The following is a 15,195-nucleotide window of genomic DNA, read 5'->3' as shown; positions in this document are numbered from 1 at the left end:
TCCCCCTTCAACTCTGGCTGACGGACAAACTCTCATGTCAGAAAGAAAACGCTATCTCGGCGAGCTGATTGCCGAATTCATCGCCGTCATGATCATCATCATTTTCGGCGACAGCGTCGCGGCGATGATCGTCCTTTACGATCCCAACCCTTATCAGAACGCCTATTGGGGCGTGGCCATTGTCTGGGGGCTTGGCGTTACATTCGCCATCTATGCCACGGGGGCGGTCAGCGGCACCCACGCCAACCCAGCGGTCACCCTGGCTCTCGCGCTTTATCGCGGGTTCTCATGGAAGAAGGTTCTGCCTTACTGCGCGGCTCAGGTTCTGGGCGGCATTGCCGGGGCGGCGGTGGTCTATCTCAATTTTCACCCCGTCATCGACCATTACAACCTGATCCATCACTTCACCCGTGCGGGCGATGGCGGCGCGGCGGGTGTGTTCTTCACCCATCCGGGCCTTGCCGTGACGGCCATGCATTCCTTCGTGGTGCAGATCGTGCTGACAGGTGTGCTGGTCTTCGGCATTTTCGCCATTACCTGCCAGTATAACACCATGGCCCCGCAGGCGAATTCCGGCGCTCTCATCATCGGGCTTCTTGTCGCTGCTATCGGCGCGTCATCCGGCTTTCTGGATGCCTGGGCCATCAATCCGGCGCGCGATTTCGGCCCGCGTACCTTCGCGTTTTTCGCTGGTTGGGGCGCCTCGGCCTTTCCGTCCCCGCAGCATTACTGGTGGGTGCCGATTGCAGGCCCGCTGGTGGGTGGCGTGATCGGTGCAGGCATCTATCAATTCACGCTGCGCCCCTTCATGCCGAATTATACTGCAGACCTACCTGTCTCCCCCGTCCCGGAACGGTCGCCAGTCTCTTCAGTCCAGCCAGGCGCCGAGCCGATCTACATGGCCGCAAACAGCGCCACCCCCACGCCCTGAATCCACCGACGGATCACCATACCGTTTCATTATCCCTGCGCATCCCACGGATGCCGGGTGGAGTTTCAACAGATGACCCAGAAAACCCATATCCTCGCCATCGATCAGGGCACGACCTCGACACGCAGCATCGTTTTCGACAACAAGGCAAAATCCCTTTCCCTGTCGCGACGCGAATTTACCCAGCATTATCCGGCTCCGGGTTGGGTCGAGCATGATGTCGAGGATATCTGGCGCGACGCCCTCGAAACGGCACGTGAAGCCATTGCTGAATCTGGCGGCATAGAGAAAATCGCAGGCCTCGGCATCACGAGCCAACGCGAAACCGTCGTGCTGTGGGAGCGCGCCACCGGCAAGCCGGTGCATCGCGCCATCGTCTGGCAGGACCGTCGTACGGCCCCTTTCTGCGCCGAACTCAAACGCGATGGTGCCGAAGAAATCCTTCGCGCCAAGACCGGCCTGCTGCTCGACCCCTATTTCTCTGCCAGCAAGATCACATGGCTGCTCGATAACGTCACCGGGCTCCGCGACCGTGCCGAAGCGGGTGAGCTGGCCATGGGCACGATCGACAGCTTCCTGCTCTGGCGCCTCACCGGCGGCAAGGTTCATGCAACCGATGTCACCAATGCCAGCCGCACGGCCCTGTTCAACATCCATACCCAGGAATGGGACGCCGATCTTCTCGCGCTGTTCCGCGTCCCGGCGGCCCTGCTGCCGAAGCTTTGCGATAATAGTGGGCAACTCGGCATGACGGCGCCAGAGCTTTTCGGCGTGTCCATTCCCATTGGCGGCATGGCAGGCGATCAACACGCAGCCCTCGTCGGGCAGGCCTGCTTCGAACCTGGCATGGCAAAAGCAACCTATGGAACCGGTTGCTTCATGCTCCTCAACACCGGAGACAAGCCTGTCACCTCGCATCATCGCCTGCTCACGACCATCGGCTATCGCATCAACGGCAAGACGATCTATGCGCTCGAGGCTCCATTTTCGTGGCGGGTGCCGCCATCAAATGGCTTCGCGACGGGCTGCATCTCATCACCCACGCCTCGCAGACCGATGACATGGCGACACGCGTACCCGACAGTCACGGTGTCTATATGGTGCCAGGCTTTGTGGGCCTTGGCGCGCCGCATTGGGACCCTGAGGCCCGTGGGTTGATCTGCGGTCTTACTCTGGGTTCGACTGAAGCGCATATCGCCAGAGCCGCGCTGGAATCCGTCGCCTATCAGACCTTCGATCTGGCTCATGCCATGCGTGAAGATGGGGCGATGCAAGCCCAGACCCTGCGTATCGATGGGGGCATGTCGGCCAATGACTGGTTCTCCCAGTTCCTGGCCAATATCCTCGACACCCAGGTGCAGCGCCCGTCCGACCTCGAGACCACGGCTCTAGGCGCCGCCTTCCTGGCCGGTCTGGCAACGGGTGTCTGGAACTCGCTCGATGAGATCGCCACGATCTGGAAGCAGGAACGGCTTTTCGAACCAAAAATCGAGCCGACACTTCGCCTCGAACTCCTGCGCGGTTGGCAGGACGCGGTGCGGCGCACGCTGACACCTCAAACAAACTAACCAAGCCGGCGTCAGAAGGACATTTTTCTGGCGCCGTGGGGGTTCGCTATCATCGGGGCAGAAACGGCTGCCTTCTATGCCCGCAATTATTGCGAAGCAGTTACAGGATCACGCAGCTCGAAAAAACCATTCACTTCCCAGTTTGAAGCGTCATTTCCGCTTACGAGGGAGGTCAATGCGAAGCGAGAACTCGCGGTCAAATCCCCGTCTGTCTTCATAGCTCTGAACGGAGAGCGCTAGTTACGGCGGCTCGGTCAGACAGCAGAATTGTCGAAGTTCGGGCATCCCGGCCTTGAAATAGGCAACGGATTTTCTTATTTCGATATTAATCGAAATAAGAAAAGGATTCCCCATCATGACACGCGCAATTCTCTTGGCACCGCCGGGCGGCTTCGATCGGGTCTCTGTCACTCAGCTCGAGACACGCTCGCCGGGTCCAGACGAGATCCGGGTTCGCTTCATGCCTCATCGCTCAATTATCACGATTATGCGGTCGTGAGCGGCATGTGGGGGCCCTCTTCGCCGCGTATCCCCATGGCAGATGGTGCCGGGGAAGTCGTTGAGACCGGGTCGAATGTAACCGAATTCAAAGCAGGCGACCACGTCGTCAGCACTTTTTTTCCGAGCTGGCTCTCGGGGCGGTCCGAAGTCATCGGCTTTGCAACCGTCCCGGGCGACGGTGTTGATGGGTATGCCCGTGAAGAAATCACGACGGCAGCAACATCGTTCACCCTGGCACCCAGGAACTGGACCCATGCAGAGGCCGCAACGCTGACCACGGCGGGTTTGACAGCCTGGCGCTCGTTGTTTGTGGACGATCATATCACCCCGTCCAGCACGGTTCTGGTGCAGGGCACCGGTGGCGTGTCGATTTTTGCCCTGCAATTCGCCAAGATGGCCGGTGCGACGGTTATTGCAACATCGTCCAGCGACGAAAAACTGGCACGGCTGCGCGACCTCGGCGCCGATCATCTGATCAATTACCGCAGCAACCCGGAATGGGGCCGCACCGCCTGGGACATCACCGACGGGCGTGGTGTCGATCATATCATCGAGGTCGGCGGCGCCGCATCGCTCGCCCAGTCGATGGAAGCGGTGCGCGTCGGCGGTCATATCGCCACGATAGGCATTCTAAGCGGCGTCTCGGCGCAGCTCGAACTCGTGCCCATGCTGCTCAAGCAGTTCCGCCTGCAAGGCGTGCTGGTTGGCAGCCGGGAGAACCAGATCGATATGGTACGCGCGATGAATGCCAGCAGCATGCGCCCGGTTCTCGATCGCTCTTTCGGGCTGGAAGAAATCGTCGAGGCGTTCCGCCATCAGGAAAGCAACCGGCATTTCGGCAAGATCTGCCTCGAATTCTGACCCTCTTCTCGAACCTCGAAAAGATCGCTGGGCAGATTCTCTGCGCTGACCCAGCAGCCCCCCCCTGTGTCGCCTGATAAAGTCAGATCCGGTCGGGTCGCCTTGTCATAGGGTGCACCTCTTCGCTGCGCCGCCACATAAGTGGCTCACGAGGCTAAAGCGCGAGGGGGGGCTATATACGGCGATTATACGGGGCACGGGAGGCGAGCAGGGGCGAAGATTGCAATTTGGTGCGTATTCGAAAGACCCAGGCCTCGCTACCGAACAGGTCCTGCTTGAAAGATGCTGGCGTTTCTACCGCACAGGCAAAGCAGGGTCGGTGCGACGGTCGCGCTGTTTCTTACGCGCTCCTGCATGTTTTAACGCGCTCGCCCTGCGAGGTTGCAAAAGAAATGCCGCCTACCCGGTGTAGAGAAACACCTGAAAACTTCGCGCATCACCGCATTCGTCGCTTCTTTCCGAAATGATCAATTGCCTGTGACTGCAACAATCACCATCGATGTTAAATCGACCGTGTAAATAGTATGGTCAGCCGATTGGTTTTGTTGATCGGGGGATGCCGTTTTAGCAGTTCACAACGCACGATAACTCTGGTTACATTTTTTTAATGAGGCGACCCATGACGCCGCCTCATTATCATCAACTACTTTTCGCGTGCGATTTCTGGTTTTGCGCCGGCGGTTCCCAGGCAATACTGCCGATGGAATTGGCGCGGCTCATCCAGACGAACAGTGAGACGAGCCTAGCCCATGAGTCAGACAGACGCCCCAGGCGCCCGCCCTTCGCCCCTTTCGCGCCGCTCGGCGCTCGGTATCGGTTTAGCCGCCATGGGAGGCGCGGTTCTTGCCTCAGCCGGGGCCCGAGCCGCTGGTCAGGACGAGGCCATTGCCCCGCCCAGCGTCGTCAGCACGCCTGCTCGTGTCTGGGGTCCGGATGCGCCCGTCGCCTTCACGCCGGACCCGGATATCATTTTCTACGACCCGTCATTCTCGACCGTCATTCTCGATAATGCCCCGCTGGTTCAGGCCTGGAAAGGCCGTACGCTGTGGTTCGAAGGCCCTGCCTGGTCGAGCGATGGACGTTTTCTGATCGTCAGCGACGTGATGGGCAGCACGCAATATCGCTATCTGCCGGAAGAGCGCTCGATGAGTGTGTTCCGCAAGGAGAGCTATCACTCCAACGGCAACACCTTTGATCATGACGGACGCCTCATCACCTGCGAACACGGTATGCGACGCGTGATCCGATGGGAGCATGACGGGCGTTGCACGATCCTCGCCGAAAGCTTCGAGGGTAAGCGTCTGAACTCACCCAACGATATCGTGGTCGATGCGCAGGGCGGCATCTGGTTTACCGACCCGCCTTACGGTGACCGTCTCTGGGAGGGGCACCCCGATGCGCCGGTCGATGGCAATCCCGGCAAAGGCAATCTGACGTGGAATCTCGACCTCGAAGCCACGGAGCAGATTGGCGGGCTGCATAATCAGCAGACGCATGTTTTCCATCTCGACCCGCAGACGCTGAAACTCACCAGCGTTCTGACCGGTGCCGATCTGGCAGGCCCGAACGGGCTGTGTTTCTCGCCCGATCAGAAGACGCTTTACATCGTTTCGAGCGAAAAGGGCGCCGCCAGCCCCAAGGGCGGCGGGTTCCGCAATATCTACGCGTTTGACGTGCAGAATGGTGCGCTGACGAACCAGCGGGTCTTTGCCGACATGATGCTCGGCGGTCACAAACTCATGCCCGATGGGATCAAGGCAGACAGGCTTGGCAATCTCTGGGTGGCCGCCAATGGTCCACTAGGGCTCTGCGGGGTGTTCGTCTACAATCCGGCAGGCAAGATGATCGGGCGGCTGCGCCTGCCACGCAGCGTGTCCAATCTGACTTTTGGCGGCACGCAGCGCGATCGCCTTTTCATGTGCGCCGAAAATACGATCTTCACTCTCGATGTCGCGACACAAGGGGCCGGACTATCATGAAAAAGCTGCTTACTGCTCTTCTTGCCTCTGCGAGCCTTGCCGCTCCGGCTTTTGCGGCTGCACCGCCCCAGCCTGTCTCCACTGCGATTACGACGCAGCCCACGCTCGAAGTCGTCAAACGCTTCCCGGCAGATTTCAACATGATCGGCGTCGGCGTCTCCCGTTCGGGCATCGTCTATGCCTCGGCACCGGCGACGATGAAGCGCTATAGCGCCAGCGTAGTGCGCATCGACCCGAAAACCGGCGCACTGATCCCCTTCCCCGACAAGAACTGGAATCGCTTCGAGAATAATCCGACCGATCGCGAACTCTGGGTATCGGTTCCTGCGCTCTGGGTCGATGATCAGAATCATCTCTGGGTGCTGGATTCTTCTCTCCCCTTGGTCGATCAGAAGGTACTGCCGCCAAAACTTGCCGAATTCGACGCGGAAACGGGACGGCTGATCCAGATCTATCATTTCGGGCCGGATATCACCCCCGCCGACTCCCTCAATGATGTGCGCGTCGATACGCGCACGCGTACCGCCTATATTACGAATGAGTGGGGCCGCGGCGGCCTTGTGGTGATGGATCTCGATACGGGCGCCTATCGTCTGGTGCTGGCCAACACACGTTCCGGCGTGGCAGACCCGGACCAGCATCTGCATATCTATGGCGAACTCGCCCGCAAGAAAGATGGCAGCCTGCCCGTCACGCAGGATGACGGCATAGCCCTCTCCCCCGACCGTGCATGGCTGTATTATCGCCCGCTTACCGACCATCATTACTGGCGCATCGCAACCGCCGATCTGCTCAATGCCCATCTGACCGACGCCGAGCTGGACAAGAAGGCGCAGTATCTCGGCCAGTCTGTCATGAGCGGCGGGATCGAAATGGATGCCTGCAACCGGCTCTGGGTCGGTGATATCGAAAATCACGGGCTCTATGCCCTGACTTTTCCCGAAGGCGCGAAGACACCCGAGACACAGAAGGTTTACTACAATCCTGATGTGCTTGACTGGGCAGATGGCTTCGCGATTGCCAATAACTGGCTCTACATCTCCGATTCACGTCTCGACGAGATCGTGTTCAAAAACAGCCGGCCTCTGCGCGGCACGACCACGATCTATCGCCTTTCTCTTCCACCCTGCCCGACCAAGAAAAAATGACATTCATCAAGAACAAAACGGACAAGGCCTTGCTCCTTCCCGCCCTCTGGGCGGGATTTATCGGAGGAAATCTTTCCAGCTTCGTCAAATGGGGCACAGAAGTTCCCTTGCCGCCCCGCACGCCAGATCGCGTCAGCCCGCCGGCACAGATGCTTCGCGATTTCGGGATCAATGTCGACCATTTCGCCTATGTCTATTCCGGTCATATCGTACCGGGCGGCGTCCTGATGGTGCATCATCTGTTTTCGATCTTTTTCGCCCTGATGTATTGCTTACTCTGGATACGTTTCCCGCGCATCTCGATGGGACAGGGCGTAGTATTCGGTCTGATCGTGACGGTCGTATTCCACGGTATGGTGCTACCGGCGGGGCACTGGGCACCGGCCTTGTGGAACCTCCCGCGCGCCGAGATTTTCTCCGAGACGATCGGCCATATGCTGTGGGCCTGGGTCATCGAGCTTATGCGTCGCGAGTTGATGCCTAAACCCGCAACGCAGCTCAGACCTGCATCAATCTGATAGCCGTCATCCGCCCGCTCGAAGCCGGGCGGTTCTTGGGGCTCGCAACTTAAAGCACGAGACCCATGCGTTGATGCTCGATGGGGCCCTTGAAGAAAACGGCCCCCACAGGCTCATCCCGAACTTGCTGTAAAAGCCAAGCGCGCTGCTTCGGGCGTCGAGTTCCAGACGTTGCCCCCCGAGCGCGCGACAGGTCTCTATCGCCTCACGCATCAGTTGCGCCCCGATCCCATTCCCCTGCCACTCTGCCGCCACGGCAAATTTACGCAGCTGAATCAGACCAGGATCAATCGGGCAGAGTGAGAGGCAGCCAACCAGCGTTTCGCCCCGAAACGCGCCCAGATGGGTCGCTTCTGGGTCCTGGGGCACTCGGCATTCCTCTTCTGTCAGGCTGGGCCAGAGAATTTCACGACGCAACGGAAGACAGGCTTCGGTCGTGATCCGCGCGATATGGATGTGCTCTATCATGATGCTCTCTCCTCAACTCGCAGCAATCGAAGGGGCTTGTGATGCGCCTTCTGCGTGGCCCATGCCTTCACTGCCGCAGCTCATGCAGAACCGATTGAATGCGAGATTGCGCGTCTGACAGATTCCGCAATGCTCGTAGAGTGTCAGGCCGCAATGAACGCAGAAATTTGTCTCCAGCCCCTCGGCCAGAACGAGCGGGCGATCGCAATCAGGGCAGAATTTACGGTCGATCCTGGCATAGGCCTGCTCACGATTTACCCGCTGGCGCCGCTCCTTTTCCGATTCCGCTTCAGCAAGTCGTCTGCGGGCCAGATAAGCCTGCATGTTCCGGATCAGCACCACACAGACCAGAATGGTCAGCAGTGCGCCGACCCCGTACCGGATATAGCCACCATAACTCGGCAGATAAGGCACAAGCTCAACGAAGAATGCATAGAGCGAGGCAAGGACAAATCCACGATAGAGCGGCCAGTAAGCCGTCTGGCGCTGACGCAGGACAAGCCAGGCAGAAATCAGCAAAAGCGGCAGCGTGAACGCCAGACGCAGCAGGAACACATGGAGCTGCGCCTTGAACACGAGGCGCTCATAGATCGGACGATAGGAGTCTCTGGCCGCCTCACGCTCATCATTGAGCGCGCTGCGCGCATGGTCGTTATCGACCTGCCGTCGGTCGAGATCCTCGACACGCTGTTCTGCTTCATGGGCCGCATTCTGGAGACTCTCCAGTGCCTGGGTGCGGGCCAGCAACTCGCTGTCCTGACGCGGATCGGTGGTAGCCCTGCGTGTATCGACCAGGCCTGGAAACTGTCTTTGGCGTTGCTGGCCGCACTGCGTGCAGCATCGAGCCTGATCTTGTCGATGTCACGCTCGGCTTCGATTGCCCGCTGCGTGTTCAGAAGCGCGGCTTTTCGCCGCTGCATATCGGCAGGATAAGTCGGCTCATAAGCCACCTGCTCGTTATTGCGAGGCAAATCGTCGATAACCAGCCCGCCCAGCCCAACGAGGAATACAGCAAAGACTGCCGACACGCCCCACATCGCCAGCGCGTAGAGGCGCTCGGGCAATCTGTTTCCTTTTTTCATTATGAAATCCCGCGCAAAGATACTGATACGGGCGAGCCGCGTCATCTGAGGGAAGCGCGATCGACGCATTGCGTCAAATTGCAGCCTCGTGATCGCAATTGCACAACGCCCAACGAGCCCGTATCAACGCCTCCTTCTCCCGATGTTCCAGAGGTTCCATGATCCGTCTTGATTCGATCAGCAAGCAGAACGGCCAGCGCGTCATTTTTATCGAGACGAGCGCGGCCATCCAGAAAGGCGAAAAGATCGGTCTCGTCGGCCCTAATGGCGCGGGCAAGACGACACTTTTCCGGCTGATCACCAAGCAGGAAACCCCTGACGAGGGCCAGGTTTTTCAGGATCGTGGCATCACCATCGGTTTTTTCAGCCAGGATGTCGGCGAGATGAACGGACGCTCCGTCGTGGCGGAAGTCATGGACGGTGCAGGTGCAGTCGCCGAAATTGCCAGCGAACTCGCCCAGTTGGAGGCCGATCTCTGCGACCCTGACAAGATGGATCAGATGGAGGGCCATTCTCGAACGCTTCGGCGACGTTCAGGCGCGTTTCGAAGAGCTTGGTGGCTATGGGCTGGACAGCAAAGCGCGTGAGGTGCTGCACGGGCTGGGCTTTTCACAGGAAATGATGTCGGGCGATGTCGGGCTTCTCTCGGGCGGGTGGAAAATGCGCGTGGCTCTGGCACGCATCCTGCTCATGCAACCCGACGTCATGCTGCTCGATGAGCCGAGCAACCATCTCGATCTCGAAAGTCTGATCTGGCTGGAACAGTTTCTGCGGAATTACGACGGCGCCCTGCTCATGACGTCGCATGATCGCGCTTTCATGAATCGCGTGGTCAACAAGATACTGGAAATCGACGGTGGAACGCTGACGAGCTTCTCGGGCGATTATGAATTCTACGAGCAGCAGCGCGCGCTGAACGAGAAGCAGCAGCAGGCGCAATTCGACCGTCAACAGGCGATGCTGGCGAAGGAAATCGCCTTTATCGAACGCTTCAAGGCACGCGCGTCACACGCAGCTCAAGTGCAGAGCCGCGTGAAGAAACTCGACAAGATCGACCGTGTCGAGCCGCCGCGTCGCCGTCAGACCTTGTCTTTCGATTTCGCTCCGGCACCGCGCTCCGGCGATTCCGTGGCGCTGCTCAAGCAGGTCAGCAAAGCTTATGGATCGCGCACCATCTATGACGGCCTCGATCTGCAGATCCGTCGACAGGAGCGTTGCTGCATTCTGGGCGTCAACGGCGCTGGCAAATCCACCCTGCTCAAGCTGATCGCCGGAGTGAGCGAGCCGGACACGGGCAGTGTCACCATCGGTGCCAGTGTGAAAATGGGCTATTTTGCCCAGCATGCCATGGATCTTCTGGATGGCAACCGCACGATTTTCGAAACGCTGGAGCACGAATTCCCGCTTGCTGCTCAAGGATCGCTTCGTGCGCTGGCCGGTGGCTTCGGCTTCTCGGGCGATGACGTCGATAAATATGTCAGCGTGCTCTCAGGCGGCGAAAAAGCGCGTCTGGTCATGGCACTGATGCTCTATAATCCGCCGAATTTCCTGGTTCTCGACGAGCCGACCAACCATCTGGATATCGACACGAAAGAGATGCTCATTCGTGCCCTCGCCGACTACGAGGGCACCATGCTTTTCGTCTCGCATGATCGTCACTTCCTAGGCGCGCTCTCGAACCGCGTGCTTGAAGTCACGCCGGAGGGCCTGCATCGCTACGAGGGCGGCTATCACGAATATGTGGCTGCCACGGGTCAGGAAGCCCCCGGCCTGCACGTTTGATCTCATCTCTCCGGCCTGCTGCGATGCCCCATGGCACACAGGCCGGGTCTCTCCACCCTTCTTGCGATGGGGGTTCTCTTGCACCGTTTGTTCTCCGGGCTCTTTGCCACCAGCACCGTGTTTTTAGCTGTCTCGCAGGCTCTCGCTTCCGGACCATCGCCGGCGCAGCCCGCCTCTGACAGCCCCGCCTTCGTCGCCGAAGATCCTGCACTTGCGGCATTGATCGGTCGTGCTGCCCCCGGATTGCGGTTCACAACACTCGACGGGCATCCGATCGACCTCGGCGCGCTATACGGCCACAAGCCGGTCTATCTGAAGCTATGGGCGACCTATTGCATTCCCTGTCGCACCCAGATGCCCGGTTATGAGGCACTTTACCGGAAATACGGCGAACGCATTGCCTTCGTGGCTGTCGATATCGGCTTTGGCGAAAAGCAGGAGAAAGTTGCTTCATTCGTTACGCGCGCCGGGTTGACCATGCCAGTCGTGATCGATGATGGACGGCTGAGCAACTGGTTGCAGATCAAGGCCACCCCTTTGCATGTGCTGATCGATCGCGAGGGCCGCGTCGCGTATGCAGGGCATCAGGACGGGCCTGCCCTGCATGCGGCGCTCGACCGCCTCACACAGTCTGCACCAACAACCGGGCACATTGCTCCCTCGGATCCCAAACAGCAGACCGCGCTCAAGATCGGCGAAAGCATTCCATCTTTCGCAGAGACCACGGCTTCCGGCCCTCTGCCCCCCGTACGGGCTCATCTCAAACAGGCTGTTCTTTTTACGGCGCGTGGTGCGAATCCTATCTGAAAGATCTTGAGCCACACACGGCCCGGAACTGTGCCGCCTTTCGCGCCATCGCCCAGCGCAGCGCCTCGACCTACGCGATGCAGTGGACCGCCATGGCGAGCCGCCTCTGGACCGAAGACAGCGATCTTCCGCCTTTCCAGAAACTGCTCGGCCCCGATATCGGACTAGCTCTGGACAAAAATGCCTCGATCTTCTCGCGTTTCGGCGTAAGGCAGATCCCCGCTATCGCCCTGATCGATTCAAGCGGTCATCTGCGCGAGATGATCGGCGCGGATGACACGCATGTGGAAGAGAAGATAACGGCCTTCGCAAAAGCGCCCTGACCCGAAGGGTGACCAAGGCTTAGTCTTGGTCACCCCAGCGCCACCGGAAACCGCCTTCTGTACGGGCCCTGCACAGGGCAAGGAAAATAGCGGCCGCGCATAAATCGATGAGTAGTGAAACGATCATTGCCATGACCCTGTAAGACGGCGCGAATAAGGGAACACAGAAGCCCGGTGCTATCAGCACGAAAAGCAGTAATCCGAGCGCGAACCACCCCTGCCATGCAATCGGAAGCCCGGCGCCATAGCCGTAGCGCTTGGCCCTGAACCAGGGCGCGTCACGATCATCGTTCATGCGTCTTCTCTTTGTCGATCCATTGGGCCCAACCTCAGACAACTTTCGCCTTATGCAGTTCTGCACTTTCTGATGGAACGAACGTAATCATCGCGGAAGGTAGCCGCCATCGCAAAATCGCACCTCTGAGTAAGGCGCTTGCAACAATAGGCGATTCTAAAATTCGATTTCTGTTCAATTTTGCATGAAGCATTTCTTGTCGAGTTAAGTCTGACTTTTTCTATGTGCAGTAGCGATGGCCGTCTTTTTGAGGAGTTGGCCGTATGCAGCAACCGGGCCTGGCTGACACGTTCTCCGAGCACATGCCCGACAATGTTGAGCGAGACCCTCCGGGTGATGAGAGCGGTAGAAAAGAATGATAAAGTTCAAAGACTTATAGGATAAATCACTACAATATTTATACTTTTATGATTATACACGGAATATTTCGGTATAATATCACATATTTATCATTATTTATAAGAAAAATAGAAAACAATAAGATATTTTATTTATATAGAACATGGGTTATCACTATTTTAACAGAACTCTTCAGGAACATGATCGTGTACCGAAACAAAATGAACAGAACATCGATTGTAGCCTGTGCCAGATGGGAGTCGGACCATATACAGGAATGGGTGATGTATCATCTGTTCCTGGGATTTGATCATATATACCTCTATTGCAATGACGATGATCCAAAAGACATGTACAAAGAGGTAGCTATTTTCTGCCGGGAGGCGAATCCGAAGGTAACTTTTCTTCATTACCCATTTCAGGGCGAACAGTGGAAAATGTACATCCATTTCCTCGAGAATTTTAAGGGGAACAGCGAGAACCTATGCTTTCTCGATGTCGATGAATTCGTAACAATAAAAAAACATCATAATATAAACGACTATATTCATGACATGAATAAGTCCGATTGGGACGTTATATTTTTCAACTGGGTCAATTTTGGCAATAATGGACTGAAGGAACGACAGGCAGGTAACGTTCTGGATCTCTATACAAAGAGATCAGAAAATATTTCGCATCTTACCAAAGTTATTGTCAGATCTGATTCTATAAATGTTGACTTCATGAAGAAAAATCCATGTCCATTCTGGCATGGACTCAGTTCCAACACTTACAATGTATTCAATTACAATCTCAAGAATGTCACCTCTTTTGGCAGCGACTTCCCGACTTTCTATGAATCATGGTGGGGGTTACATCACGCCGATGAAAGCTCACCAGAAATTCGTGAACTGGAGGCCAAGGTCTTCAACACGGCCTATGTTTCCCACTTTTTCATGAAATCGGAAGCTGACGCCGAGAGGCGTATCCAGAGAGGCACATCGGGCAATTTCTCGAATCAGAGCGACTGGTCATCCAGAACCGGGTCAAAGGGCGGCATCGGGGCGTTTCTCGAGAAGTTCAATGCCGTTGAAGACTTCACACTCAGAGATCGGTGGCAAGGATTCTTCGTTCCCCGGCCCGAAGAGTACTTCATCCGCCCGAGTAGAGATCTTCTCATATCCGAAGCCTGCCATTGCACGCAGAGTTCAACATCTGACTGGTCACGGGGCGGAGACGCCGAGCATGACGCCTCCAATGTGGTCGATCTACCGCAAATGGGCAACATAAAAACCATACGGATCATGAAGAGCAGCCATGGTGGCAGATCGATCTGGGACAACAGGAACCCGTCAGTGAGATCAGGTTTTATCACAGACTCGAACGGGAACACGAACTCAAGAATTACACGATCAGCTACTCAAGAAACGGTGCCGATTGGCACAGTATCGTTCAGGGCAAGAACGCCCCTTTCGGCGGTATCGATGGCCGTCCATTGATACTCGACGGTCTCAAGGCAAATTGTCGTTATGTACGCTTCCAGCTGGACGAACCTGGTTACATCCATTTTGATCGGGTCGAAGTCTACAGACCACGCTAAGTCCAATGCAGCAGCTTTTCTCTGGTGATCGATCGTCCTGTCGTCGGCGGTCGGTCACTGCATGCGGGGTTCACGGATCATCAGTGCCACCTCATGATCCCAAACACTCAAATCCGCAGTCTAGACCAGCTCGGTAGCTCGTGTTTCTGCGCGCTGCTACCGACAATGGCTTCGGATCGGGCAGGATTCACTTTCCGTCGGCCGCTCATCAAGACAGAGGGGCTTTACCGGTAGTGAAATCCGAATGCCTGTGGGTGAAGACGCATGGCAAGGCGGGTCAGCCAGGTACGATACGGGGCTACGAGAGAGAGGATCTGGCCAAAACCCCATTCCAGATCTTTTTCATCAGGATCGCTGACGCCTCGCTGATGGATCACATAGCCAAGCCAGTGCGTCGATACGATGAAGATATTGGCAACCAGACCCGGTATCGCCTCATCGCCGATGGTCAGCGCTCTTATGCGTTTCATTTGCTTGATCAGTGCAGTCACCCGGGCCGAGAGAACCAGGTTAAGGTTCATAGCCTGAGGTTGCAGCGCAGGAGCGAGACGAAACAGCGCATTTCCATCGCGCAGCAGCGCACGGTAATGCCAGCTCAAACCGCACCAGTCACGCAAAAGCGATACGCCTTGCGCCACGCCACCCACCAGCTCGGTTCGCGGCGCGATTGTCTCTGCCTCTGGCAACTCGACGAAGAGCGTCTGGGCAGCTTCAGCAAACTGGGCAAACAGCGCTTCGATCAGTTGAGCCTTGGTCTTGAAGTAATAATAAAGATTGCCCTCGTTGATCTCGCAACGCGCGGCCAGCTCACGTGTGGTCAGACGGTCAAATCCTACTTCGTTCGCGAAAAGCCGCGCCTGATCAAGGATTCGTGATCGGGTTGAGTCGGGTCGGGGCATGTTCACACTCGCAATCTAAGGTATTCACCTTATATAACTTAAGGTGTTGACCTTAGATATCGGAGTTCCCCCGCGATGTCAGCCCTCCTGAACAAGTTCGCCACCCTGCCTT

General features: G+C 57.1%; 14 protein-coding genes and 3 pseudogenes. 13 read left to right on the top strand and 4 right to left on the bottom strand.

Annotated features, from left to right (window positions below; translation table 11 throughout):
- Window positions 1–34 precede the first annotated feature (34 nt).
- The 7 genes and pseudogenes from JCM25414_RS11255 to JCM25414_RS11225 all read left to right on the top strand — a co-directional run bounded on the left by JCM25414_RS11255 (window position 35) and on the right by JCM25414_RS11225 (window position 7,506).
- On the top strand, window positions 35–931 hold the full coding sequence (locus JCM25414_RS11255) for an MIP/aquaporin family protein (protein WP_025841707.1): 897 nt from the start codon (window positions 35–37) through the stop codon (window positions 929–931).
- Window positions 932–1,003: 72 nt separating this feature from the next.
- A pseudogene (gene glpK, locus JCM25414_RS19555) lies at window positions 1,004–2,499 on the top strand (glycerol kinase GlpK).
- Between the two features lie 355 nt (window positions 2,500–2,854).
- Complete coding sequence (locus tag JCM25414_RS25170; protein ID WP_242403532.1) at window positions 2,855–2,998, top strand: hypothetical protein; 144 nt, start codon at window positions 2,855–2,857, stop codon at window positions 2,996–2,998.
- Window positions 2,999–3,003: 5 nt separating this feature from the next.
- On the top strand, window positions 3,004–3,861 hold the full coding sequence (locus JCM25414_RS19550) for a zinc-dependent alcohol dehydrogenase family protein (RefSeq protein WP_242403531.1): 858 nt from the start codon (window positions 3,004–3,006) through the stop codon (window positions 3,859–3,861).
- Between the two features lie 749 nt (window positions 3,862–4,610).
- Window positions 4,611–5,840, top strand: a complete 1,230-nt coding sequence (locus JCM25414_RS11235) for an SMP-30/gluconolactonase/LRE family protein (RefSeq protein WP_025841706.1) — start codon at window positions 4,611–4,613, stop codon at window positions 5,838–5,840.
- The gene (locus JCM25414_RS11230; protein WP_025841705.1) at window positions 5,837–6,988 is read left to right on the top strand and encodes an L-dopachrome tautomerase-related protein; all 1,152 of its coding nucleotides are present in this window, start codon (window positions 5,837–5,839) and stop codon (window positions 6,986–6,988) included. Before JCM25414_RS11235 ends, JCM25414_RS11230 begins: the two co-directional genes overlap by 4 nt.
- 29 nt (window positions 6,989–7,017) lie before the next feature.
- Complete coding sequence (locus JCM25414_RS11225) at window positions 7,018–7,506, top strand: YagU family protein (RefSeq protein ID WP_199897630.1); 489 nt, start codon at window positions 7,018–7,020, stop codon at window positions 7,504–7,506.
- Between the two features lie 6 nt (window positions 7,507–7,512).
- Here the strand turns inward: JCM25414_RS11225 and JCM25414_RS11220 are convergent, their stop codons facing one another.
- On the bottom strand, window positions 7,513–7,974 hold the full coding sequence (locus JCM25414_RS11220; protein WP_081775902.1) for a GNAT family N-acetyltransferase: 462 nt from the start codon (window positions 7,972–7,974) through the stop codon (window positions 7,513–7,515).
- Between the two features lie 12 nt (window positions 7,975–7,986).
- On the bottom strand, window positions 7,987–8,721 hold the full coding sequence (locus JCM25414_RS19545) for a zinc ribbon domain-containing protein (protein ID WP_051535847.1): 735 nt from the start codon (window positions 8,719–8,721) through the stop codon (window positions 7,987–7,989).
- A gap of 35 nt (window positions 8,722–8,756) precedes the next feature.
- Between JCM25414_RS19545 and JCM25414_RS19540 the strand changes: the two genes are divergently transcribed.
- The 4 genes and pseudogenes from JCM25414_RS19540 (at window position 8,757) to JCM25414_RS11200 (ending at window position 11,968) form a co-directional block, all read left to right on the top strand.
- Window positions 8,757–9,218: a hypothetical protein gene (locus JCM25414_RS19540; protein WP_035443287.1), complete on the top strand. Its 462-nt coding sequence runs from the start codon at window positions 8,757–8,759 to the stop codon at window positions 9,216–9,218.
- A pseudogene (locus tag JCM25414_RS19535) lies at window positions 9,215–10,838 on the top strand (ABC-F family ATP-binding cassette domain-containing protein). Before JCM25414_RS19540 ends, JCM25414_RS19535 begins: the two are co-directional and overlap by 4 nt.
- Window positions 10,839–10,868: 30 nt before the next feature.
- On the top strand, window positions 10,869–11,645 hold the full coding sequence (locus tag JCM25414_RS21860; protein ID WP_051535846.1) for a TlpA family protein disulfide reductase: 777 nt from the start codon (window positions 10,869–10,871) through the stop codon (window positions 11,643–11,645).
- A gap of 77 nt (window positions 11,646–11,722) precedes the next feature.
- The gene (locus tag JCM25414_RS11200; RefSeq protein WP_159101756.1) at window positions 11,723–11,968 is read left to right on the top strand and encodes a thioredoxin domain-containing protein; all 246 of its coding nucleotides are present in this window, start codon (window positions 11,723–11,725) and stop codon (window positions 11,966–11,968) included.
- A 19-nt stretch (window positions 11,969–11,987) separates the two neighbouring features.
- Here JCM25414_RS11200 and JCM25414_RS11195 read toward each other — a convergent pair whose 3' ends face one another.
- Window positions 11,988–12,263: a hypothetical protein gene (locus JCM25414_RS11195; protein ID WP_025841700.1), complete on the bottom strand. Its 276-nt coding sequence runs from the start codon at window positions 12,261–12,263 to the stop codon at window positions 11,988–11,990.
- A 407-nt stretch (window positions 12,264–12,670) separates the two neighbouring features.
- Between JCM25414_RS11195 and JCM25414_RS26660 the strand changes: the two are divergent.
- Window positions 12,671–13,129: pseudogene (locus JCM25414_RS26660) on the top strand (glycosyltransferase family 2 protein); the annotation flags it as partial.
- 782 nt (window positions 13,130–13,911) lie between these two features.
- Window positions 13,912–14,184: a discoidin domain-containing protein gene (locus JCM25414_RS26655; protein WP_081775901.1), complete on the top strand. Its 273-nt coding sequence runs from the start codon at window positions 13,912–13,914 to the stop codon at window positions 14,182–14,184.
- A 224-nt stretch (window positions 14,185–14,408) separates the two neighbouring features.
- Here the strand turns inward: JCM25414_RS26655 and JCM25414_RS11185 are convergent, their stop codons facing one another.
- Window positions 14,409–15,083: a TetR/AcrR family transcriptional regulator gene (locus tag JCM25414_RS11185; RefSeq protein WP_025841698.1), complete on the bottom strand. Its 675-nt coding sequence runs from the start codon at window positions 15,081–15,083 to the stop codon at window positions 14,409–14,411.
- Window positions 15,084–15,195: the final 112 nt, after the last annotated feature.

This window comes from Asaia platycodi JCM 25414 (assembly GCF_000614545.1).
In the GTDB taxonomy this organism is placed as follows: Bacteria; Pseudomonadota; Alphaproteobacteria; order Acetobacterales; family Acetobacteraceae; genus Asaia; species Asaia platycodi.
Note: the sequence above shows the minus strand (reverse complement) of the source record. Positions and strands in the feature narration are given on the sequence as shown.